22 protein-coding genes are annotated in these 22541 nt (G+C 70.9%); 12 read left to right on the top strand and 10 right to left on the bottom strand.

Going from position 1 to position 22541, the window contains the following annotated elements:
• Positions 1-75: 75 nt before the first annotated feature.
• Positions 76-315, bottom strand: coding sequence for a DUF397 domain-containing protein (locus STSP_RS36300; RefSeq protein WP_067285552.1), 240 nt, complete (start codon positions 313-315; stop codon positions 76-78).
• Positions 312-1139, bottom strand: a complete 828-nt coding sequence (locus STSP_RS36295) for a helix-turn-helix domain-containing protein (protein WP_067285550.1) — start codon at positions 1137-1139, stop codon at positions 312-314. Before STSP_RS36295 ends, STSP_RS36300 begins: the two co-directional genes overlap by 4 nt.
• Positions 1140-1252: 113 nt before the next feature.
• Between STSP_RS36295 and STSP_RS36290 the strand changes: the two genes are divergently transcribed.
• The 3 genes from STSP_RS36290 to STSP_RS36280 are packed head-to-tail and all read left to right on the top strand — an operon-like array spanning position 1253 to position 2263.
• Positions 1253-1756 carry an ATP-binding protein gene (locus STSP_RS36290; RefSeq protein ID WP_078067802.1) on the top strand — a complete coding sequence of 168 codons (504 nt, stop codon included), beginning with the start codon at positions 1253-1255 and terminating at the stop codon, positions 1754-1756.
• Entirely contained in the window at positions 1743-1958 is a 216-nt protein-coding gene (locus STSP_RS36285) for a hypothetical protein (RefSeq protein WP_067285547.1), read from the top strand. The genes STSP_RS36290 and STSP_RS36285 overlap by 14 nt, the downstream gene beginning before the upstream one ends.
• Complete coding sequence (locus STSP_RS36280; RefSeq protein ID WP_067285545.1) at positions 1946-2263, top strand: type II toxin-antitoxin system PemK/MazF family toxin; 318 nt, start codon at positions 1946-1948, stop codon at positions 2261-2263. Before STSP_RS36285 ends, STSP_RS36280 begins: the two co-directional genes overlap by 13 nt.
• Positions 2264-2347: 84 nt before the next feature.
• Here the strand turns inward: STSP_RS36280 and argS are convergent, their stop codons facing one another.
• Entirely contained in the window at positions 2348-4123 is a 1776-nt protein-coding gene (gene argS, locus STSP_RS36275; RefSeq protein ID WP_067285543.1) for an arginine--tRNA ligase, read from the bottom strand.
• 156 nt (positions 4124-4279) lie between these two features.
• Here argS and lysS point away from each other — a divergent pair, with 156 nt between their 5' ends.
• Positions 4280-6016, top strand: a complete 1737-nt coding sequence (lysS, locus tag STSP_RS36270) for a lysine--tRNA ligase (RefSeq protein ID WP_067285541.1) — start codon at positions 4280-4282, stop codon at positions 6014-6016.
• Positions 6017-6077: 61 nt separating this feature from the next.
• Here lysS and STSP_RS36265 read toward each other — a convergent pair whose 3' ends face one another.
• The 3 genes from STSP_RS36265 to STSP_RS36255 all read right to left on the bottom strand — a co-directional run bounded on the left by STSP_RS36265 (position 6078) and on the right by STSP_RS36255 (position 9527).
• Positions 6078-7517, bottom strand: coding sequence for a DUF2637 domain-containing protein (locus STSP_RS36265; RefSeq protein ID WP_067285539.1), 1440 nt, complete (start codon positions 7515-7517; stop codon positions 6078-6080).
• A 191-nt stretch (positions 7518-7708) separates the two neighbouring features.
• Positions 7709-8557, bottom strand: coding sequence for a DUF3558 family protein (locus tag STSP_RS36260; RefSeq protein WP_067285537.1), 849 nt, complete (start codon positions 8555-8557; stop codon positions 7709-7711).
• A gap of 121 nt (positions 8558-8678) precedes the next feature.
• The gene (locus tag STSP_RS36255; RefSeq protein ID WP_067285536.1) at positions 8679-9527 is read right to left on the bottom strand and encodes a hypothetical protein; all 849 of its coding nucleotides are present in this window, start codon (positions 9525-9527) and stop codon (positions 8679-8681) included.
• A 190-nt stretch (positions 9528-9717) separates the two neighbouring features.
• Between STSP_RS36255 and STSP_RS36250 the strand changes: the two genes are divergently transcribed.
• Complete coding sequence (locus STSP_RS36250) at positions 9718-10911, top strand: RtcB family protein (RefSeq protein ID WP_067285535.1); 1194 nt, start codon at positions 9718-9720, stop codon at positions 10909-10911.
• Positions 10912-10980: 69 nt separating this feature from the next.
• On the opposite strand, the gene STSP_RS36245 is transcribed toward STSP_RS36250, so the two are convergent.
• Positions 10981-12186, bottom strand: coding sequence for a cytochrome P450 (locus tag STSP_RS36245; RefSeq protein WP_067285533.1), 1206 nt, complete (start codon positions 12184-12186; stop codon positions 10981-10983).
• Between the two features lie 228 nt (positions 12187-12414).
• Positions 12415-13185 carry an SDR family NAD(P)-dependent oxidoreductase gene (locus STSP_RS36240; RefSeq protein WP_067285531.1) on the bottom strand — a complete coding sequence of 257 codons (771 nt, stop codon included), beginning with the start codon at positions 13183-13185 and terminating at the stop codon, positions 12415-12417.
• A gap of 285 nt (positions 13186-13470) precedes the next feature.
• Here STSP_RS36240 and STSP_RS36235 point away from each other — a divergent pair, with 285 nt between their 5' ends.
• On the top strand, positions 13471-13956 hold the full coding sequence (locus tag STSP_RS36235) for a hypothetical protein (RefSeq protein WP_067285530.1): 486 nt from the start codon (positions 13471-13473) through the stop codon (positions 13954-13956).
• A gap of 53 nt (positions 13957-14009) precedes the next feature.
• Here STSP_RS36235 and STSP_RS36230 read toward each other — a convergent pair whose 3' ends face one another.
• Positions 14010-14885: a helix-turn-helix domain-containing protein gene (locus STSP_RS36230; RefSeq protein ID WP_067285600.1), complete on the bottom strand. Its 876-nt coding sequence runs from the start codon at positions 14883-14885 to the stop codon at positions 14010-14012.
• An 87-nt stretch (positions 14886-14972) separates the two neighbouring features.
• On the opposite strand from STSP_RS36230, the gene STSP_RS36225 reads away from it, so the two are divergent.
• From STSP_RS36225 to STSP_RS36215, 3 genes are all read left to right on the top strand, one after another.
• Positions 14973-15593 (top strand): TIGR03086 family metal-binding protein, encoded by a 621-nt coding sequence (locus tag STSP_RS36225; RefSeq protein ID WP_067285528.1) that lies wholly within the window; start codon positions 14973-14975, stop codon positions 15591-15593.
• A 164-nt stretch (positions 15594-15757) separates the two neighbouring features.
• Positions 15758-16870: an LLM class flavin-dependent oxidoreductase gene (locus tag STSP_RS36220; RefSeq protein WP_067285527.1), complete on the top strand. Its 1113-nt coding sequence runs from the start codon at positions 15758-15760 to the stop codon at positions 16868-16870.
• A gap of 41 nt (positions 16871-16911) precedes the next feature.
• Positions 16912-17613: an FMN reductase gene (locus STSP_RS36215; RefSeq protein ID WP_067285599.1), complete on the top strand. Its 702-nt coding sequence runs from the start codon at positions 16912-16914 to the stop codon at positions 17611-17613.
• Positions 17614-17670: 57 nt separating this feature from the next.
• On the opposite strand, the gene STSP_RS36210 is transcribed toward STSP_RS36215, so the two are convergent.
• Positions 17671-19335: a hypothetical protein gene (locus STSP_RS36210; protein WP_232789938.1), complete on the bottom strand. Its 1665-nt coding sequence runs from the start codon at positions 19333-19335 to the stop codon at positions 17671-17673.
• 326 nt (positions 19336-19661) lie between these two features.
• Here STSP_RS36210 and STSP_RS36205 point away from each other — a divergent pair, with 326 nt between their 5' ends.
• The 3 genes from STSP_RS36205 to STSP_RS36195 all read left to right on the top strand — a co-directional run bounded on the left by STSP_RS36205 (position 19662) and on the right by STSP_RS36195 (position 22537).
• On the top strand, positions 19662-20462 hold the full coding sequence (locus STSP_RS36205) for a response regulator transcription factor (protein ID WP_269801074.1): 801 nt from the start codon (positions 19662-19664) through the stop codon (positions 20460-20462).
• 1 nt (position 20463) lies between these two features.
• A complete protein-coding gene (locus STSP_RS36200) occupies positions 20464-21906 on the top strand; it encodes a HAMP domain-containing sensor histidine kinase (protein ID WP_067285525.1) in 1443 nt (480 codons plus the stop codon).
• A gap of 88 nt (positions 21907-21994) precedes the next feature.
• A complete protein-coding gene (locus tag STSP_RS36195; RefSeq protein ID WP_067285522.1) occupies positions 21995-22537 on the top strand; it encodes a flavoprotein in 543 nt (180 codons plus the stop codon).
• The last annotated feature ends 4 nt before the right edge of the window (positions 22538-22541 follow it).

The raw sequence follows: 22541 nt of genomic DNA, 5'->3' as shown, positions 1-22541 counted from the left end.
GAGTCTGGCGCACCCACGGCGAACAGCGCACCGCCTTTTCGCGGCACGGCAATCCGCTGTCGGGCAGCCCCGGAGTCAGCGGGAGACGTGCGCCGTGAAGGCGGCCCAGGCGGTGGGTGTGACCTCGAAGGTGGGGCCGGTGGGGTTCTTGGAGTCGCGGACGTGGACGGTGTGGGGGCAGGTGGCGACCTCGACGCACTCGCCGCCCTCGCTGCCGCTGTAGCTGGACTTGCGCCAGGTGTAGGCGACTTCGAGGCACTGGCCGCCCTCGTCGCCGCTGTAGGTCGACTTGAACCACTGCAGTGCGGTGTTCATTGCTCTCCTAGCAGGCGGTCGAGCAGGCTCTTGGACTCCTCGGGGGTGAGGGCCTGTGACCGCAGCATCGCATACTTGTGCGCCAGGGTGGACACCTCGTCCAGGTCGGAAACCCACTGGCTTCCGCGCTGGCCCTCGGTGTAGGCGAGGTGCTGGTGGTCGGGTGTCTCCAGGAGGGTGAAGGGGCCGTTCAGCCCGGCGTGCGAGGGGGCGCTCATTGGCAGGAACTGGAGTGTGAGGCCCGGGAGTTCGGCACACTCGCGCAGGTGGCGCAGCTGGTCGCGGCGGGTCTGCGGGCCGCCGACACCGACGTGGAGCACCGGCTCCCACACGACGAAGCTGAGCGTCGGCGGGCACTTGCGGTGCAGGATCTCCTGGCGGCCGATGCGGGCCGCCGTCTTGGCCTCGATCTCGTCCTCGTCGTACGCCGGTACGCGCTGGCGGAGGACCGCGCGGGCGTACGCCTCGGTCTGGAGCAGGCCGGGGACGACCAGGGCGTCGTACCAGGACAGAGCGATGGCCTCGCGTTCGTGCTCCATGTACTGCTCCGCGTACAGCGGGAACAGGTCGATCTCCGGCATGTTCTCCACCGCCACCGACAACGCGCCCTTCGTGTCGAGGAGTTTGTCCAGCGTCTCTGCGAGGTCCGGCAGCAGCGGGCGTCTGCCCTGCTCGATCGAGGCGATGGTCTCCTCGCCGGCGATGACGCGCTCCCCTAGGGCGCGCTGCGTGTAGCCCGACGCCTGGCGGAATGCCGCCAGTTGGGCGCCCAGCATCCTCATCGCCGAGGTGTTCTTCTTCCATTGGAGCTTTCTGGGGCTCATGCTCGTCCCACTCCCCACGCCTGCCCGCACCCGACCCCGTATCAACCCGTACAACGGACCGGTACGGGTTCACTCACTGATCCACGCTAGTGACTCTCCGCGACGCTCGTCTCATGAACGACGCAATCCAACTCCCGCTGCTCCGGGAGAAGTTCTTCCGTCGCGAGCGCCGCTCCGTTCCCGCCGCCAGGCAGTTCACCCGCTGGGCGCTCACCGACTGGGGGCTAGGTGAGAGCGGCCGCGCCGAGGACATGTTGCTGTGCGTGAGCGAGCTCGCCACCAACGCGCTGGTGCACGGCGTGCCGCCCGGCCGGGGTTTCCGGCTCTTCCTGCGGTACGACGGCGACATACTGCGCGTGGAGGTGCACGACAGCGGCGGCGGCGTGCCGCGCATCGCGGACGGGGCTGGCGGGGCGGATGAGGGCGGGCGCGGGCTGGTGCTCGTCGAAGCGCTCAGCGACAGGTGGGGCGTGGGCGAGTGGGACCCCGGCAAGGTGGTGTGGTGTGAGTTCGGGGCAGTGCTGGTGCGGACCGCGACACGTTCGTGTGGCCTGCGTCCGTATCCGGTGCCAGAGGGGCCCGATAGCTGGTACAACAAATGGTATGGCGACAAGTAAGCTCACCGTGACCGTGCCCGACGACCTGTTGCGAGCTGCGCGAGAGGCGGCTGATGGCAACCTTTCCGCCTACGTCGCCAGAGCGATAAGAGACCAGCTCGTGCGCGACGCCATGACCATGTATGCCGAGGACTCCGCGCGGCTGGGAGACGACCTGGACGACCTCTACAGCGCCGCGGAGGACGACCTGTGCGACAGCTGAAGCGGGGGCAGGTGTGGACCGTGCCCACGGTGGGCCGGGACCGCACCGTGGTCATCGTCCAGAACGACCATGTCGCTGAGCTCCACCCCGGTGCGGTCCTCTGTGCGCTGATCGATACGACGGGGGATCGGCGCGAGTCGCTCGTCACGGTGCGTGTCACGGTGCCGCTGCGGGGCGTCGTTCTCGCCCCGGATCTCTACAACTTCCGGCACTCGAGGTTCGAGCAGGGCAAGTATCACGGGGACGTGCCGGATGAGCAGATGGAACGGGTCGATATCGCCCTACGAGCGGTCCTCAGCCTCTGAGAGCTCCGAGAGCCATTCCCTGAGAGCACGGAAGAGGGGTTTCCCCTGATCGTCAGGCGAAGCCCCTCTCGCGTACCGTCCGCGTCAGAGCCGCTCAGGCGTCCTGATGCCCAGCAGCGCCATGCCCTGGTGCAGCGTCCGCGCCGTGATGTCGCACAGGAACAGGCGGTTTTCGACCTGTTCCGAGGTGTCCGCCTTGAGGACCGGGCACTTGTCGTAGAACGACGTGTACAGCGACGCCAGCTGGTACAGGTACGCGGCCAGCTTGTGCGGGGCGTACTCCGCGGCGGTCTCCGCGACCGTCTCCGCGAACTGGTCCACGTGCAGGCCGAGGGCCCGCTCCGCTTCGGTCAGCTCCAGCTCCGGGTGGGCCGTCGGGCGGGCGTCGCCGGCCTTGCGGATGATCGAGCGGATACGGGCGTACGCGTACTGGAGGTAGACGCTGGTGTCGCCGTTCAGGGACACCATCTGGTCCAGGTCGAACTTGTAGTCGCGGTTGGCGGACGTCGACAGGTCCGCGTACTTCACCGCGCCGATGCCGACCTGCGCGCCCCGCTCGGCGATCTCCTCCTCGGACAGGTCCTGCGCCTTCTCGCGGACCACGGCCGAGGCGCGGTCGATCGCCTCGTCCAGCAGGTCCACGAGGCGCACGGTCTCGCCCTCACGGGTCTTGAACGGCTTGCCGTCCTTGCCGAGCACCGTGCCGAACGCCAGCTGGAACGCCTTCACGCCGTCGCCCAGCCAGCCGGCCCGGCGCGCCGTCTCGAAGACCATCTTGAAGTGCAGCGACTGCCGGGCGTCCACCACGTACACCAGGGAGTTCGCCTTGAGGTTGAAGACCCGGTCGCGGATCGCGGAGAGGTCCGTGGCCGCGTAGCCGTACCCGCCGTCGGACTTCCGGACGATCAGCGGCACCGGTTTGCCGTCCGGGCCCTTGATGTCGTCGAAGAAGACGCAGAGCGCCCCTTCGGAGCGGACCGCGACGCCCGACTCCTCGAGCAGCCGGCACGTCTCGTCCAGCATGTCGTTGTAGCCGGACTCGCCGACCACGTCCGGGTCGCGGATCTCCATGTCCAGCTTGTGGAAGACCGAGTAGAAGTAGATCTTCGACTCGTCGACGAACCGCTGCCAGAGCGCGAGGGTCTCCGGGTCGCCCGCCTGCAGGTCGACCACCCGGCGCCGCGCCCGGTCCTTGAACTCCTCGTCGGAGTCGAAGAGGGCGCGCGAGGCCTTGTACAGCCGGTTGAGGTTCGACATCGCCTCTTCGCCGGACGCCTCGGTGTCCTCGGCGGCGGCCTTGTGGTCCAGCTCGTGCGGGTGCTCGATCAGGTACTGGATGAGCATGCCGAACTGGGTGCCCCAGTCGCCGATGTGGTGGCGCCGGATCACGTTCTCGCCGGTGAACTCCAGGATCTGGACCACCGCGTCGCCGATCACCGCGGACCGCAGGTGGCCGACGTGCATCTCCTTGGCCACGTTCGGCTGGGCGTAGTCGATCACCGTCGTGCCCGGCTCGTCCGCGAGCGGCACGCCCAGGCGGCCCTCAGCGTCCGCGGCGCGCGCCGCCAGGTTCTCGGTGATCGCCTTGTCCGTGATCGTGATGTTCAGGAAGCCCGGTCCCGAGACCTCGATGTCCTTGATCACGTCACCCGTGGCGACCTGGGAGACCACCTGCGTCGCCAGCTCCCGCGGGTTGGCCTTCGCCTTCTTCGCGAGCGCCAGGATGCCGTTGGCCTGGAAATCGGCCCGGTCGCTGCGTCGCAGCAGCGGGTCCGCGGTACCCGCCTCCGGCAGGGCTGCCGAGAGGGCGTCCGCGAGGCGCTGGTGGACGGAAGCGGTGAGGGACGTGACCGAGGCCATGGAGTGGGAGCCGTTCTCCTCGAGGTTCAGATAGACCCGGCCAGTATCCCACGCGCGGAAAAGCGGTTGAAAAGCGGTTTTCGCTCCGGCGGGCCGAGCTGGGAGAATGGAGCGGTCAGCTGTACTGGCGTATCAGGGCTTACGAGAAAGAAGGACGTGCCGATCGTGGCTCAGAGCACAGAGACCACCGACTGGGTTTCCCGTTTCGCGGATGAGGTCATCGCCGAGTCGGAGAGTCGCGCGCCTGGCAAACCGGTCGTCGTCGCGTCCGGCCTCTCCCCCTCCGGCCCGATCCACCTGGGCAACCTCCGCGAGGTCATGACCCCGCACCTGGTCGCCGACGAGATCCGCCGTCGCGGGTACACCGTGCGCCACCTGCTCTCCTGGGACGACTACGACCGCTACCGCAAGGTGCCGTTCGGCGTCCCCGGCGTCGACGAGTCCTGGGCCGAGCACATCGGCAAGCCGCTGACGTCGGTCCCGGCACCCAAGGGCTCCGCGTACGCGAACTGGGCCGAGCACTTCAAGGCCGCCATGGTCGCGTCGCTGGCCGAGCTGGGCGTGGAGTACGACGGGATCAGCCAGACGGAGCAGTACACGTCTGGTGTCTACCGGGATCAGATCCTGTTCGCGATGAAGCACCGGGCCGACATCGACGCGGTGCTCGCGCAGTACCGGACCAAGAAGGCCCCCGCGAAGAAGTCCCAGAAGCCGGTCGACGAGGCCGAGCTCGAGGCCGCCGAGGGCTCGGGCGCCGCGGCCGAGGACGACGGCAGCAGCGGCTCCGCCGGCTACTTCCCGTACAAGCCGTACTGCGGCGCGTGCGAGAAGGACCTCACCACGGTCACGGCGTACGACGACGAGACCACCGAGCTGACGTACGTCTGCCAGTGCGGTCACTCGGAGACGGTTCTGCTGTCGGAGTTCAACCGCGGCAAGCTGGTCTGGAAGGTCGACTGGCCGATGCGCTGGGCGTACGAAGGGGTGATCTTCGAGCCGTCCGGTGTCGACCACTCGTCGCCGGGCTCGTCGTTCCAGGTCGGCGGGCAGATCGTCGGGATCTTCGGCGGCAAGCAGCCGATCGGCCCGATGTACGCGTTCGTGGGCATCAGCGGCATGGCGAAGATGTCGTCCAGCAAGGGCGGCGTGCCGACCCCGGCCGACGCCCTGCAGATCATGGAGCCGCAGCTGCTGCGCTGGCTGTACGCGCGTCGTCGTCCCAACCAGTCGTTCAAGATCGCCTTCGACCAGGAGATCCAGCGGCTGTACGACGAGTGGGACAAGCTCGCCGCCAAGGTCGCGGACGGCTCGGTGCTGCCCGCCGACGCCGCGGCGTACGCGCGAGCGGTCGGCACGGCGGCCGGTGAGCTGCCGCGTACGGCGCGTCCGCTGCCGTACCGGACCCTCGCGTCCGTCGCCGACATCACCGCGGGCCACCAGGACCAGGCGCTGCGCATCCTGTCCGACCTGGACCCGGAGAACCCGCTGACGTCCCTCGACGAGGCGCGCCCGCGCTACGACAAGGCCGAGACGTGGATCAACACCCAGGTCCCGGCCGAGCAGCGCACGGTCGTGCGCGACGAGCCGGACAAGGAGCTGCTCGCCTCGCTCGACGAGCAGGGCCGTGAGTCGCTGCGGCTGCTCCTGGAGGGCCTCGACTCGCACTGGTCGCTGGACGGCCTCACCCACCTCGTCTACGGCGTGCCCAAGGTCCAGGCCGGCTTCTCCGCCGACGCCACGCCCAAGGAGCTGCCGCCGGAGATCAAGACCGCTCAGCGGACGTTCTTCGCCCTCCTGTACCACCTGCTCGTCGGGCGGGACACGGGGCCGCGGCTGCCGACGCTGCTGCTTGCGGTGGGGGCGGACCGGGTGCGGAAGCTGCTCGGCGCGTAAGGGTCGTACGCGGAAGGGGGTGCCCCGGTTCTCCGGGGCACCCCCTTCGTCGCGTTCACCGTTAAGCGATGTGTTCCGCGTCCAGTTCCTGCTGGTAGCGGGTGCGGAAGTCGCGGACGTACGGGCGCAGCGTGCTCTCCGTGAGCGGGCCGCCCGACTGGCCCGTCACGCCGTACAGGTCCATCAGGTAGAGGCCGAACTGGCGGGCGTTGGGGAAATCCATGTGCTCGTTGACGTACTTCCGGAACGCGGCGAAGTACGCCTCCTCGCGGGACACGTCGTCCGGGAGGGCCGGGCCCTGGGCGGCCGCGTCCGCGTCCGCGTCCGCCTCCGTATCCGGGTCCGCGGAGGCGTCCTCCGCCGCCAGCGGCTGCTGCTCGGCGCGTGGGGACGGGATCGCTACCTCGTGGCCGCCGACCGGGCCCGGCGCCGCGCCGCCCAGCGGGCGGGTGCGGTTCGGGCCTGCGGGGATGCGGATGCCGGACTCCTGCGGGAGCGCCTCGGCGGCGGGCTGCTGCTGGTCCTCGTACCAGTCCTCGTACTGCTCCTCCGGGACGTCGTAGGAGGGGTCGTACGTCGGGTCGTAGCCGCCCTGGTATGCGGCGGGGTGTAGTGGGGGTTCGAACCAGGGGCTGGACGCTTCCTGGGGCGCCCCCTGGTCGAAGTGCTCTGCGCCGTGGGTGCCCGGGTGTTCGACGGGGAGGCCGACGTCGTCGGGTGCCGCTGTGCCCACCCGTGCCGCCCCAGCGGCACGATTGCCCACAGCTACGGCCGGCAGCTCCGGCTGCGGTGGCGGCGGGATCAGCGCAGGTTCGATGCCTGCCGCTGCCAGGCCCGCCGGGGCCGTTTCTGCGAGCGGGATGCCGTAGCGGGCCAGGCGCAGGGGCATCAGGGACTCCACCGGTGCCTTGCGGCGCCAGGCGCGGCCGTAGCGGGAGCGGAGCCGGGCCTGGTAGACCAGCCGCTCCTGCTCCAGCTTGATCACCTGCTCGTAGGAACGCAGCTCCCACAGCTTCATGCGGCGCCAGAGCAGGAAGGTGGGGATGGGGGAGAGCAGCCAGCGGGTGAGGCGGACGCCCTCCATGTGCTTGTCGGCCGTGATGTCGGCGATCCGGCCGATCGCGTGCCGGGCCGCCTCGACCGCGACGACGAAGAGGATCGGGATGACGCCGTGCATGCCGACACCGAGCGGGTCGGGCCAGGCGGCGGCGCCGTTGAACGCGATCGTCGCCGCCGTCAGCAGCCAGGCCGTCTGGCGCAGCATGGGGAACGGGATGCGTATCCACGTCAGCAGCAGGTCCAGGGCGAGCAGGACGCAGATGCCCGCGTCGATGCCGATCGGGAAGACGTAGCTGAACTTCCCGAAGCCCTTCTGCATCGCGAGCTCGCGCACGGCCGCGTACGAGCCGGCGAAACCGATACCGGCGATGATGACGGCACCGGTGACCACGACTGCGATCAGAATCCGGTGCGTTCGCGTCAGCTGAATGGGCGCGGCCACCCGCACTCCCCTCCCTGCTCCACTCTTCGGCCTGTTGTGCGGAAGACTGTTCGGCCTGTTGCGCGGAACAGCCTGGCACATGGATGCGAACGGCGGGTTTCCGGTACGGCAGGAGCCCGGTCACCGCACGGTACCGGGCTCCGCCGAACGCTCTCGATGAGCAAGTGTTTTCGGGCTGTTTTCAGGTGTCGTCAGCTACTGCTCTTGGTGCTGCTCTCGGACGCCTTGGGCGACGCCGACTCCTTCGACGAGGCCTTGCCGGACGACCCGTCACTCGGCTTCGCCGACGAGGTGCCGCTTCCGTCCGAGGACGTGCCGTTCGCCTCGACGACGGCCTCCACGGCCTGCTTCGCGGCCTTCTGAGCGTCCTTCATCAGCTCGGTGGCGCTCGGCGTCTTCTCGCCCGCGAGGCCCGCACCGTTGTAGTCCAGCGTCACGACGACGTTCTCGACGCGGGCCACCACGGTCTGCTGCTTGAAGGAGCCCTCCTTCTTCTTCAGGTCGTAGGCCACGGCTGTCGCCTCGTCGCCCATGCCCTTCACCGGCTCCGACTTGACGTTCTTCGCGTCCTGCGTGTCCTGCGCGTCCTTCACCTGCTTGGTGAAGTACTCCTGCGCGAGCTTGTCGCCGCTGCCGCGGGCCGCGTCCGACTCGAAGCGCAGCAGCGACACGTTGAGCCAGCGGAACTGCGAGCCCTTGACGCCGTTGTTGTCGAGGCTGGTCCAGGAGCAGGTGGAGCGCAGGGACGTGTCGTCCGACTTGCCTTCCTTGCCGGACTTGTCCTCACGCTTCGGAACGAGCTCGTCGAGCGTCTTCTTCGTCAGCACCTCGCAGGGCTCCGGAAGCGAGGCGTACGCCGCCTCCTTCACGCTCGCGCTCGCGCCGCCCGCCGATGCCGACGCCGAGGCCTTCGCTCCCGACTCCTTCGCCCCGTCGTCCCCGGAGCCGGAGTCGGAGGAGCAGCCGGAGACGGCGAGGATCACCGGTGCGGCGGCTGCGCAGGCAAGTATGCGGATGAGTCGCTGTGCTGGTCGGTGCATGGTTCCTTCACTCTGGATCGGTGGCAGGCCGGGCCCGGTGGGCCACGGTACGCCGAACGCGGCGGGGGTGGCTTCTCTTGGCGAGGGCCCCGGCACCTGCCCGATACGCCCCGAGTGGCCGTCAGCCGGCGAGCCGATCGGCGAGCTTCTGCGCCAGTTTCTGCGCTCTGTCCTGCATTTCCGCGCTGTCCGGGACATCCGTCGCGGTGGCCGGCTGCTCGTCGTACTCGATCGTCACGATCACGTTCGACGTGCGGAACGCCACAGTCACGGTGCGGTGCCGGGCCGTCGATGCGGACGTGGTGAGTACGTCGTCGATGAACGCCTGGTCCCCCAGATCGTCGAGGACCCGCGGCTCGAGCGCACCGGACGAGGACGCGGATGCGGAGCCCGATGCGGAGTCGGACTCCGAGCCGGACACCGAGTCGGACTCCGAGCCGGACGAGGTGGATCCGGCGTCCGCTGCGGAGGCCGACGGCGAGGGCGAGGAACTCGCCTCCTCCTCGCCGGTGTCGGCGGGCTCCGGAAGGTCCGCGGCGTCCTCCTTCGTGGCGAACACCACCTCGGCGCGACTGTCGTCGCTGACCGTCGCGTCGTACGACACCACGCGCTCGAAGTCGACGTGGAGATGCCGGGTGGCGTCCGTCGACTCCACCTTCCAGCGGCAGCCCACGCGCCGGTCCGTGTCGTACGTCACCGTGGCCGTGCCCGCGTACGCCTTCTCCCGCTGCTCCTCGTCCGCCATCTCCTTGATGCCGGGCAGCAGCGAGTCCAGCGTGCTGTGGTCGATGGCGCCGCACGCCTCGGGCAGCGTGCGGTACTTGCCGGGCTGGGCGGCCGAGGCCGAGGCGCCCGTCTCGCCCGACTTGGCGTCGGCGGCCTCGTCGTCGGCGCTGGAGCTGCCGGTGCAGCCGGCGAGCAGTGCCGCGAGGAGCGCGGCGACGCCCGCTGCGTACGCCTTCTGCTGCACGTGATGGCTCCTCTCGAGGCGGCTGTGACGCGGTTATTCGGTTGCCGCCTCCGGGCGGCCGGTGAACACAATGTCTATCGCACGCACTGCCGTGGACGCCGGTCCGCTATCCCTTTTGTCGACCTTGGCTCCGGTATTTGCGATTACGGACTTCTTTCGCTTTTTTCAACTACGGGGGAATGGGGACGATATGTCGTATGTAGAGGTTCCGGGGGCGAAGGTACCCATCCGGATGTGGACGGACCCGGCATCGGTCGAGGGGGCCGCACTCCAGCAGCTCCAGAACGTGGCCACGCTTCCGTGGATCAAGGGTCTCGCCGTCATGCCGGACGTCCACTACGGCAAGGGCGCGACGGTCGGCTCGGTCATCGCGATGCGCGACGCGGTCTGCCCGGCGGCGGTCGGCGTGGACATCGGCTGCGGGATGTCGGCGGTCCGCACCTCGCTGACCGCCAACGACCTGCCGGGCGACCTGTCGCGGCTGCGGTCGAAGATCGAGCAGGCGATTCCGGTCGGGCGGGGCATGCATGACGATCCGGTGGATCCGGGCCGGCTGCACGGGTTCGCGACCGCGGGGTGGGACGACTTCTGGGCGCGGTTCGGCGGGGTCGCGGAAGCGGTTCAGTTCCGCCAGGACCGGGCCACCAAGCAGATGGGAACGCTGGGAAGCGGCAACCACTTTGTGGAGGTCTGCACAGATACGGACGGTTCTGTCTGGCTGATGCTGCACTCCGGCTCCCGGAACATCGGCAAGGAGCTCGCCGAGCACCACATCGGCGTGGCCCAGAAGCTGCCGCACAACCAGGGTCTGGTCGACCGCGACCTCGCCGTCTTCGTCGCGGACACCCCGCAGATGGCGGCGTACCGCAACGACCTGTTCTGGGCGCAGGAGTACGCCAAGTACAACCGCACGATCATGATGGCGCTGCTGAAGGACGTCGTCCGCAAGGAGTTCAAGAAGGCGAAGGTCACCTTCGAGCCGGAGATCTCCTGCCACCACAACTACGTGGCGGAGGAGCGGTACGACGGCATGGACCTGCTGGTGACCCGTAAGGGCGCGATCCGTGCGGGCTCCGGCGACTACGGCATCATCCCGGGCTCGATGGGCACCGGTTCGTACATCGTGAAGGGCCTCGGCAACGAGAAGTCCTTCAACTCGGCGTCGCACGGCGCAGGGCGGCGGATGAGCCGCAACGCGGCCAAGCGGCGGTTCTCGACGAAGGACCTGGAGGAGCAGACGCGGGGTGTCGAGTGCCGCAAGGACTCGGGCGTCGTGGACGAGATCCCGGGTGCGTACAAGCCGATCGAGCAGGTCATCGACCAGCAGCGGGACCTGGTGCAGGTGGTCGCGAAGCTGAAGCAGGTGGTCTGCGTCAAGGGTTGAGTGGAGCCTTGAGCTGCCCGAGGGCCGAGGCCCTCGGGCAGCTGCTCTACCTGGCCACAGGCCGGTGCCCTACCAGGCGACCGGCAGTTCGAGCGGGAAGCGCCGGATCGTCTCCGTGTCCCAGCGCACCTCCTCCGCGGGCACCGCAAGCCGCAGCCCCGGGAACCTCTCCACCAGCCGCCCGATGGCCACCTCCAGCTCCGCCATCGCCAGCGGCGCGGCGATGCACCGGTGGCCGCCCCAGCCGAAGGTCATGTGTGGTGTGGGGGGCCGGTTCGGGTCGATGGTGTCGGGGTCCGGGAACCGCTTGGGATCGCGGTTCGCCGTCAGATACGAGACATGGACGAAGTCGCCCTTCCGGATCTTCACCCCGCCCATCTCCACGTCCTCCAGCGCCACTCGGGGGATGCCGACCCCCTTGCGGAACGGGATGTAGCGCAGCAGCTCGTCGAGGACGGCGGTCAGGGTCTCCGGCCGTGTCCTGAGCTGCTCCATCAGTTCGGGCCGGGTCAGGAGGAGGTAGGAGATGTCGCTGATCTCGCAGGTGGCCGTGTCGTGCCCGCTGAGCATCAGCGTCAGGCACATGACGGCCAGTTCCTGGTCGTCGAGTGCGTCATCGCCGTCCTTGGCGGCGGCCAGCGCACTGATCAGGTCCTCGCCCGGGTTCCTGCGCCGCTCGGCGACCAGCCCGCCGAAGTACTCCCGCAGCTCCGCCTTGGCGGTCGCCGCGGTCTCACGGCTGTCCGGGCCGGTGGAGAGCAGCTGATGCGCGTACTCCTGCATCCGGGGCCGGTCCTCCGGCGCGATCCCGAGCACCTCGCAGATGGTGTGCTGGGGGAGCCGGTCCGACAGATGGCGGACGAGATCCGCCGGCGGTCCCTGCTGGGCCATCTCGTCGAGCAGGGCGTCGGTGAGCCCCACGATCGACTGGCGCATCCGTTCCACGTGCCGGTTGGTGAAGGCCTGCGAGGCCAGATGCCGCAGCCGGGTGGAGCGCGGCGGGTCGATCACGTTGATCGACTCCGGCGAGACGATCGGCTCCGGTGTCAGCCGCGGATAGTCGTGCCCCATGATCCCCGCCCGGCTGAACCGGTGATCGGTGGTCACCTGCCGCACGTCGTCGAACCCGGTGACCAGCCAGGCGTCGCCTTCGCCGTACGGCAGCCGGATACGGGCGATGGTGTCGCGCTCCATGAGCGCGGCGAGGGAGGGATCGAACTCCATGCCCTCGCTGAAGTCGAACGGACACTTGATTGCTTTGCCGGTTTCGGTCATCGCGTACTACTCCCGTTCCAGGACGACGAGCGCGGCTGACGCGCATATGGACGGGCGGAAGACAGCCGCCTTCGCCGTTTCCCCGCATATGCCTTGTACGCGCTGCCCTGGCCCGGGACACCTCCGGGCGGCCTGATTGACCCGGTGGGGGTAGCCCGGTGGGAGTAGCGGGACCGGGGGCCCGGGAGCCGGACCGGGGCCGGACTGGTCCCTCTACCGGCTACCGGCTCACAGCTCCCGGTGGACCTTGGTGTTGGAGGCCTGGGCGCGGGGGCGGAGGATCAGGAGGTCGACGTTGACGTGGCTGGGGCGGGTGACCGCCCAGGTGATGGTGTCGGCGACGTCGTCGGCGGTGAGCGGCTCGGTCACGCCCGCGTAGACCTTGGCGGCCTGGTCGGCGTCGCCGCGGTAGCGGGTCACCGCGAACTCGTCGGTCTTGACCATGCCGGGCGCGATCTCTATGACGCGGACGGGCTGGCCGACGATCTCAAGGCGGAGCGTCTCGGCGAGCACATGTTCGGCGTGCTTGGCGGCCACGTAGCCGGCGCCGCCCTCGTACGTCCCGTGGCCCGCGGTGGAGGAGAGCACGACGACCGTGCCGTCACCGCTGGCGACGAGGGCGGGCAGGAGGGCCTGGGTGACGTGGAGGGTGCCGATGACGTTCGTCTCGTACATCTGGCGCCACTCGGCCGGGTCGCCGGTGGCGACGGGGTCGGCGCCGAGCGCGCCGCCCGCGTTGTTGACCAGCACCTCGACGTGGTCGAGCGACGCGGCGAAGTCGTCCACGGCCGCGCGGTCCGTGATGTCCAGCGCATACGCCGTCGCCTGGTGGCCGGCCTCGGTGAGCTCCGCCGCCAGCGCCTCGATGCGGTCCTTGCGGCGCGCGGTGAGGACGACGTGGAAGCCCGCCGCGGCCAGCTGACGGGCGGTCGCGGCGCCGATGCCGCTGCTGGCACCGGTGACGACGGCGGTGGGGGCGGCGGCGTGCGCGGCGGTCATGGGGCTGCTCCTCGGCGTCGGGTACCTCGGCTACCTGGGCCATCTCGGTCCGGCAGCAAGGATAGGCGGGCTGCCGGCGGGGTCATGCGGGTGGTTCCGTGACCGTTGTGGGCAGTCGTTCCGCTGGGCGGAAGGGGTGGGCACAACACCACGACGGCGGGTGAGTCAACGGGTTGGATGCGCCAGGGCGTCGTCACCTGGTTGGACGGAGCTGGCCGGGGCGTCACGTGGCATATATCGGGATGGCCTAAGGGCCCCGGGGGCGAGCGACGCGGAGGAGCTGCAATGCGGATCTTGCGGGCACTGTGCGCGGCAAGCGCCAGCGCGGTGATGGTCATGGGAGCAGCCGCCCCCTCGGCGACCGGCTCCCCCGCCGCGACCGGCGGCCCCGAGGCCGACATGGCCTACCACGGATACGTCGCCATGGTGCACGGCCAGGTGGGACTCTGGCTGACTCCGCAGAACCACGGCCCGGCGAACGTGGCCGACGCCACCGTCCGCCTGCGCTGGTCCTCGCCCCTCGCGGCCATCCAGCAGCTGCCGGAGCAGTGCGCCCGCGCCGGGACCAGTACGGTGCTGTGCCGCACCGGCGCGCTGGCGGCCGGCAGCTGGGGCCGGCGGATGGTGATCGCGGTACGGCTCGCGGGCGCGCCCTCCGAGGTGACCCTCCAGATCGACACCGTGTGGAACGGCGGAGCGCGGGACAAGAACCCGCAGAACGACCGGCACAAGGTGCTGGCGCTCGACACCGGGGACTCCTACTACTTCTGACCGCTGCTCCTTCTGCCCGCCTGCTTCTGGCCGCGGCCGGTCAGATCAACCGGTCACCTTCGCGCGTACGCCGTGGGCGGCACCCCCACGGTCGCCGTGAAGTCGCGGACGAGGTGGGCCTGGTCGGCGTAGCCGAGGTCCGCCGCCAGGGCGGCCCAGTCCACGGCCTGCCCGGTCTGCCCGGCCTGCTGGGACTCGGCCCGTTCCAGGGCCTCGTGGATCCGGTACCGCAGGATGATCCACTTCGGTCCCACGCCGACGTACGCCGCGAAGAGCCGCTGCAGCGCCCGTACCGACAGGCCCTCCGCCCGCGCGAAGGCGGAGACACGCCGGATCGTGCGGTCGCCGCGGATGCGGTCGACGAGAGCCATCGCGAGGTCGGCCTGGGGGTCGGGCCGCGGACCGAGCCGCAGCAGGAACGCGTCGAGAGCGGCCACGCGCGCGTGCTCGTCGTCCGGCGCGAGGACGGTTTCCACGGCGGCGTCCAGTGCGTCCGTGTCCGAGGCACCCGCGTCCAGGGCCCCCACCAGCGACTTGGCGTCCGTGAACACCTCTTCGAGGGGCAGCCGCCGCCCCGTCCACTCCGCCACCGGCCGCCCCGGTGCGAAGGGCCGGAAGCCGCCGGGCCGGAACTGCACCCCGCACACCCGCCCGCGCCCCTCGAGCTTCTGGCTGAACAGTTCGAGTCCGATGCCCGCGACCTCGCCGAACGGTTCCCGGTCCGCGTGCCGCTGGAAGACGACGTTCACGGACGGATGCGGCACCACGTGCGTGGCGTACGGCTCGGGGAGGTCCCAGTCGATCAGCCAGTAGTGCTCCAGGTAGGGGCGCAGCGGCTCGGCGGGCAGGTGGCGCCGGAAGCGCACGCGGGACATCAGGCCGGAGGCGTCGACGATGCCGCGGGTGTCGCGGCGCGGCGTGGCGGCCATGGCCGGATCGTACGTGGCGTGCGGCCCGGCCGGGCGCTGTCGCATTTTTTCAAGCCGCCTCCGGTCCGCCGCTCGTACCGTCGGGGCATGAGCGACATCGACATCCCCGCGCCCACAGTGCCTGGCGCGCACGCCGTCGGCGAGCTCCTCGCCGTGGCCGCCGCACGGGCCGTCCCGGTCGTCCGGGCCATCGCCGACGACCAGCTCACGGCCCCCACCCCCTGCGCCGACTACGACGTCCGTGAGCTGCTCAACCACCTCTTCCATGTGGTCGTGCAGTTCCAGGAGCTGGCGGCCAAGAAGCCCGCGGACTTCGGCAGCACGCCGGACCACGTGGGCGCCGGTGGCGACTGGCGCGAGCGGTTCGCCGAGGAGACGGAGCGGCTGGTGGCCGCGTGGTCCGCGCCCGGTGCCGAGGAGGGCACCACGGGAGCGATGAGCCTTCCGGCGCGCACCGTCGGCTGCATGGTCCTGCTCGACCTGACGGTGCACGTCTGGGACCTGGCGCGCGCCACCGGCCAGGAGTACCGCCCGGACCCGGCGGCCACCGGCGTCCTGCAGACGCTGGGCGACGCCGTCGCCGAGATGGCGCCCACTGCCCGGAAGATGGGCCTCTTCGCCGATCCCGTCCCGGTGCCGGACGGGGCCTCCGACTTCGAGCGGCTGCTGGGGGAGACCGGGCGCGATCCGGGGTGGATCCGTCCGTAGGCCGCCTCGATGTCCGCGCTCGACGTCCGTACTCCGGGCCGGGAAGACGTCCGTACGCGGGCCAGGGAAGACGTCCGTACGCCGGGCCGGGAATAGCCCCGGCCCGCTCACCGTTTCGCAGGCGTAGTTGAATCGTCAACCACCCCTGCGAAGGATGATCAGCCATGCAGTTCGGCATCTTCAGCGTCGGCGATGTCACGCCCGACCCGACCACCGGCCGGACACCGACCGAGCACGAGCGCATCAAGGCGATGGTCGCGATCGCGCTGAAGGCCGAGGAGGTCGGGCTCGACGTCTTCGCGACCGGTGAGCACCACAACCCGCCGTTCGTCCCGTCCTCCCCGACGACGATGCTCGGCTACATCGCCGCCCGTACGGAACGGCTGATCCTCTCCACCTCGACGACCCTGATCACCACCAACGACCCGGTGAAGATCGCCGAGGACTTCGCGATGCTCCAGCATCTGGCGGAGGGCCGCATGGACCTGATGATGGGCCGCGGCAACACCGGCCCGGTCTACCCGTGGTTCGGACAGGACATCCGCCAGGGCATACCGCTCGCCATCGAAAACTACGCGCTGCTGCACCGCCTGTGGCGCGAGGACGTCGTGACATGGGAGGGCCGGTTCCGTACGCCGCTGCAGTCCTTCACCTCGACGCCGCGGCCGCTCGACGGCGTACCGCCCTTCGTCTGGCACGGCTCCATCCGCTCCCCGGAGATCGCCGAGCAGGCCGCGTACTACGGCGACGGCTTCTTCCACAACAACATCTTCTGGCCGAAGGAGCACACCCAGAAGATGGTCGAGCTCTACCGCACGCGGTACGCGCACTACGGCCACGGCACCCCCGAGCAGGCCATCGTCGGCCTCGGCGGCCAGGTCTTCATGCGGAAGAACTCGCAGGACGCGGTGCGCGAGTTCCGGCCGTACTTCGACAACGCCCCGGTCTACGGGCACGGCCCCTCGCTGGAGGACTTCAGCGAGCAGACCCCGCTGACCGTCGGTTCCCCGCAGCAGGTCATCGAACGGACGCTGTCCTTCCGCGACTACGTCGGCGACTACCAGCGCCAGCTGTTCCTGATGGACCACGCGGGTCTGCCGCTCAAGACCGTCCTCGAGCAGCTCGACATGCTCGGCGAGGAGGTCGTGCCGGTGCTGCGCGAGGAGTTCGCCAAGGGCCGCCCCGCCGATGTGCCGGACGCGCCGACGCATGCGGCGCGCGTCGCCGCCGCCCAGGCCCAGGCCGCTGAGGAGAACCAGGAGGTGACGCAGGCATGAAGGACGCAGGCATGAAGCTCGCAGGCATGAAGGACGCAGGCATGAAGCTCGTCGTCGTATCGGCCGGGCTGAGCGTCCCGTCGTCCACCCGGCTGCTGGCCGACCGGCTGGCGGCCGCGACCGTGGAGCGGCTCCCGGCGGACACGGAACCGCAGGTGGTCGAACTGCGCGACCTGGCCGTGGAGATCGCCAACAACTTCGTCACCGGCTTCCCCGGCCCGGCGCTGAGCCGCGCCATCGACGCCGTGACGGGCGCGGACGGACTGATCGTCGTCACGCCGGTCTTCACCGCCTCCTACAGCGGCCTGTTCAAGTCGTTCTTCGATGTGATCGACAAGGACGCCCTCGCCGGAAAGCCGGTCCTGATCGCGGCGACCGGCGGCACGGCCCGCCACTCGCTCGTCTTGGAGCACGCGTTGCGCCCGCTGTTCGCGTACCTGCGGGCCGTCGTCGTGCCGACGGCGGTGTACGCCGCGTCCGAGGACTGGGGCGCGGACGGCCTCGCGGCCCGTATCGAACGGGCGGGCGGGGAGCTCGCGGCGCTGATGGGGGCGGTGGGCCGGCCTGTGGAGCCGTTGGCGCAGGTGGCGCAGGTGGGGTCGGCGGAGTCGTTGGCGCAGATGGGTTCGGCGGGGTCGGCGGAGTCGGTACCTGCGGCTCGCAGGCCCGCGGGCGAGACCGACGGCAAGCCGCTGGAAGTGATCCCCTTCGAGCAGCAGCTGGCGGCGCTCCGGGTCGGCTGACCGGGCGCGGTTCGCTGGCGCGCGGGTCGCCGAGCCCTGCGACGCAGGGCGTGCCGTTCACCGCTGCGACGGAGCGCGCCACGCCGTCCAGCCGCCCGTGCCCGGCAGCACGTGCGCGGTCCAGCCGAGGGCGTACCGCGGAGGACGGCGGCCGCCGGCGGTCAGGGCGACGGTCGGCTGCCGGCCCGCCCGGTGCAGGAGCTCCCTGGTGGTGACGGAGCGGTTGTTGCCGCTCGTCTCGGCGGACGCGCAGCCCGCGTCGTACGCCACCGGGAGTGCCCGCGGACCTGTGACCAGGCACGGGGCGCGCAATCCGAGGGCGTGCAGGTCGTCGGCGGCCGTCTGGTACCGGTGGTCGACGGCGGCCGCCTCCGCTGTCAGGCGCTCGAGCACCGCGTACTGGGAGCCGAGTTGCCCCGCGACGGCCAGGGCGACGGCGGCAGCGAGCAGGGCCCGGGCGCGCGCGGCCCGGATGAGCAGCGCCGCGATGGGGAGGGCGAGCAGCGCGTACGTCGGCAGCAGGAAGCGCGGGGCGAAGTAGCCGAGCAGCAGGAGATAGGGCACGGCGAGTGACGCGGCGCAGGCCACGGGGACGGCGGTGACCGCGAAGGGACGGGCCGTGCCGGCGGGGGTGCGCGCGTCGGCGCCGACCCTGCCACGACGGTGGTCCGCGAACGCGAGGACGAGGGCCGCCGCCGTGAGCAGCGGCAGCGCCAGCCACCAGACGGTCAGTTCGGGATGGCGGAGCGGGACGGTGCAGGGGCGGCACAGATCGGGACCATTGAGGGCACGCCATGCGTTGCCAAGGTTGAGGTGCGGGCTCATCCCGCCCTCGGTGGCGCCGGACACCCGCAGCCGCTGCGGGATTCCGCCGAACCGGCGGTACGCCTCGACCACCCACTGGGCACCGCCCGCGGCGAGCCCGCCGAGCAGCCAGGGGAGGGCGCGGCGCCGTTCGCGTATGAGGGCGGCCGTGCCGATGAGGGGGAGGGCGAGCCAGCCCGCGTCCGGCAGGCGCAGGAGGGCGGTGGCGGCGAGGCAGGCGGCCATCCACCAGGGCGCAGACCGCCGCGCGCCCCTCCCCGTCCTGAGGAACCAGCCTGCTGTGGCGACCGCACCGAGCGCCACCCACAGGTTGGGCATGGCCTGCGGACCGTACAGGATGGTCGTCCACAGGCCCGCGAACAGCAGCGCGGCGAGCGCCGTCGTGCCACGCCCCACCAGGGGCCGCCAGACCCGGAACGCGGCATACAGCGCGGCCGCCGACAGCAGCGCGAGCACGATCCGCAGGACGAAGGGGTCCGACGTCACGGCGAGCACGGGCGCCACCAGCATGCTGATGCCGCGCGAGCGCGGGGCGCTGAAGTACGCGGCGGGGGTGCGCGGGTCGACCTGCGACACGTAGACGGTCTCGTCCCAGCCGAGAACGTGCCCGATGTGCGGGACGACGGCGGCGAGCTGGACGGTGGCGTACGCAAGGGCGACGAGAGCGAGCCAAGGGGCGGGCCGGCGCCGGAGCGCTGGGGGAAACCGCTGACGGCGCGGCCCGCCGGCTTGTCCCGTCGGGTCGGCGGCTCTGCCGCTGCGACCTGCGGGAGCGGTGATGGTCGTGGTCCGGCCGGTTGGCTGTACGCGGTCGACGGGCACGCTCGTGGCCGGGCCTGCGGTCGCGTTGCCTCCGGCTTGCGTCGGGTGGCTCGTCCTGACGTGCTCCGTTTTCATACCGCCCCTCCCCGTAGCTTCATACAGGCCCGCTTCATGCAGGCCTCCGCTTCCTGCAGGCCCGCTTCATACAGGCCTCCGCGCAGCGACGGCCGCACCCGGCGCGTCACACCCTGACCGCCGGAGGTAAGCCGGCCCACCGGCCGCGGTGAGAGGCAGGTAAGACCCGCGGTGAGAGGCCGGTAAGAAGAGCACCGCAGGGGCTCTCGTCAGGGCATATCGGCCGGTGGTCTTGGCACACTGGGCCCGTGCCCCACACTGCGACCGAACCCGCGTCCGAGCCGGCGCCCGAACCTGTGCCCGAGTCGGCGCACGGGCCAGAACCCGTGTCCGGGTCGGCGCCCGGGCCCGAGCGGGCGCCCGAGTCCGCCCGCCACACCGTGCTCCTGGCCGAGGACGACCGCGCCATCCGGCACGCCCTGGAGCGGGCGCTGACGCTGGAGGGGTACGACGTCACCGCCGTCGCCGACGGCGTCGAGGCGCTCGCCCAGGCGCATCGCGGCAGGCCGGACGTCCTCGTACTGGACGTGATGATGCCGGGCATCGACGGCCTGCAGGTGTGCCGCGTGCTGCGCGCGGAGGGCGACCGTACGCCGATCCTGATGCTCACCGCGCGCGTGGAGACGGCGGACCGCATCGCAGGGCTGGACGCGGGCGCCGACGACTACGTGGTCAAGCCCTTCGACGTGGACGAGGTCTTCGCACGGCTCCGGGCCCTGCTGCGGCGCACCGGAACCGGCACGCCCCAGCCCGGGCAGCAGCCCCAGCCCCTCGCACCCGATGGCCGGCCCGTGCCCGAGGCTCCCGCCCGCGCCGTCCATGACGGCCAGGTCGTGACGGTGGGGGACCTGCGCATCGACCCGCCGGCCCGGCGCGCCTGGCGCGGCACGCGCGAGCTCGAACTGACGAGGACGGAGTTCGACCTGCTGGAACTGCTCGCCCGCAACACGGGCATCGTCCTCGACCACTCGACGATCTACGACCGTATCTGGGGCTACGACTTCGGCCCCGGCTCCAAGAACCTCGCCGTGTACGTCGGATACCTGCGCCGCAAGATGGACGAACCGGGGCTGCCCCCGCTCATCCACACCGTGCGAGGCGTCGGCTACGTCCTCAGAGAGGACTGACATGCGCCGCCCCGGGGTTCGGCCGCCGTCCTCCCTGCGCACCACGTTCGCTGTGTCGTTCGCGGCGGTGGCGGCGGCCGTGACCGTGCTCATCGGCTTCCTCAGCTATGACGCGGCGGCACGGTTGGTCCGGGTCGATCAGCGGGCGGTGTTCGACGAGGTCGTCCACGGTCTGCAGGAGGAGGTGAGGCAGCACCGGGCGCTCGCGCCCGACGACTTCACGTCCACGGACGCGGACCACGACGGCCCGCGCGACAACCTGATCAGGTCCACCCGCACCAACGTCCAGGTGCTCGGGCCCGGCGGCCGGATCGTGGACAGGGGAAACCCGCCCCTGCCCGTCGGGGCGGACGACCGGAGCACCACCGACGCCCGGACGGCGGGCACGAAGGCGGTGCACGACGAGGTCGAGGTCGGCGAGCACCAGTACCGGGTCGCGACCGTGGCGCTCGGCGGCGGCCGGGGCGCGGTGCAGGTCGCCCAGGAGTTCAGCGACACGGAGGACCTGCTGAGGGAGCTGCAGAAACGTACGGTCGCGCTGGTCGCCGCGATCGTCGTGGCCGCCGGTCTGTTCGGCTGGTGGCTGGCCCGGCGCATCACCGGCCGCCTCGTACGGCTGACCGACGTCGCCGAGGGCGTCGCGCGCACCGGGCGCCTCGACACCCAGGTGCCGGTCGCCGGACGGGACGAGGTGGGCCGGCTCGGCCGCGCCTTCGACCGCATGCTGGGGCGGCTCGCGCAGTCCGTCGACGACCAGCGGCGTCTCGTCCAGGACGCGGGCCACGAACTCCGTACGCCGCTCACATCCCTGCGTACGAACATCTCGCTCCTGCGCCGCATCGACGAGCTGCCGCCCGCAGCCCGCGAAGAACTCGTCGCGGACCTGGCGGAGGAGTCCCGCGAACTGACCGACCTGGTCAACGAGTTGGTGGACCTCGCCGCCGGCCAGCAGGACGACGAGCCGGTGGTGGAGGTGGCGCTCGGCGAGGTCGCGGAGGACGTGGCGGGGGCGGCCCGACGCCGTACCGGCCGGGTCGTCACCGTGCAGGTGGCCGCAGGCGACATGGCGGGCACGGTCGTCGAGGGCCGGCCCGCCGCCCTCCAGCGCGCGGTCTCCAACCTCGTGGAGAACGCCGCCAAGTTCGACCCCGGAGGCACGGCCCCCATCGAGATCGTCGTCACCGCAGCGGCGGACGCGGAGGGCACCGCCCGCGTCGAGGTACGCGACCGCGGCCCCGGTATCGCCGAGGAGCACCTGCCGCGCGTCTTCGACCGCTTCTACCGCGCCCCCGACGCCCGGGGCCTGCCCGGCTCCGGACTCGGCCTCTCCATCGTCCGCGAGGTGGCCGCGTCCCACGGCGGAACTCCGTTCGCCCGGCGGCGGCCGGGGGGCGGGGCGGTGATCGGGTTCACGGTGGGGAAGCGGGGCCGGCGGGCGGTGTAAGCCGGCTCCGTCCCGCCGTCCGACGCCTTCATGCGGCAGGGTGGTGGGAACCGTCTCGTCCCTTTCTCCTTCCATCCGGAGCCCGCACGTGACCCGACAGGCCGACAAGCCCTTCCTCTACGTCGTCGTATGCGCCGCCGGAGTCGCCGAGGAGGTCAGCAAACTGATCACCGCGGCCCAGGAGCGGAACTGGGACGTCGGAGTCATCGCCACGCCGCTCGGCCTGGGCTTCATCGACGCGGTGGCCATCGAGGCGCAGACGGGCTACCCGATCCGCTCGGCCTGGCGTTCCCCGGGTGATCCGCGGCCGTTCCCCGACCCGGACGCCGTCGCGGTCGCGCCGGCCACCTTCAACACGATCAACAAGTGGGCTGCCGGGATAGCCGACACGCTGGCGCTGGGCACCCTCTGTGAGGCGTCCGGCCTCGGCGTCCCGATCGCGGTGCTGCCGCGCGTGAGCGACGGGCTGGCCGCGCATCCCGCGTACGAGGAGAGCGTGGCGAGGCTGAGCCGGATGGGTGTGCTGTTCGGTGACCGTCACGAAGGCGGCGCGGACGGGTTCGGCTGGGAGCGGGCGCTGGATCTGCTGGCGACCCGGGGTGGGCATGGGGCTGGTCGCGTTCGCCCGTGAACCG

This window comes from Streptomyces jeddahensis (assembly GCF_001642995.1).
GTDB lineage: Bacteria > Actinomycetota > Actinomycetes > Streptomycetales > Streptomycetaceae > Streptomyces > Streptomyces jeddahensis.
Note: the sequence above shows the minus strand (reverse complement) of the source record. Positions and strands in the feature narration are given on the sequence as shown.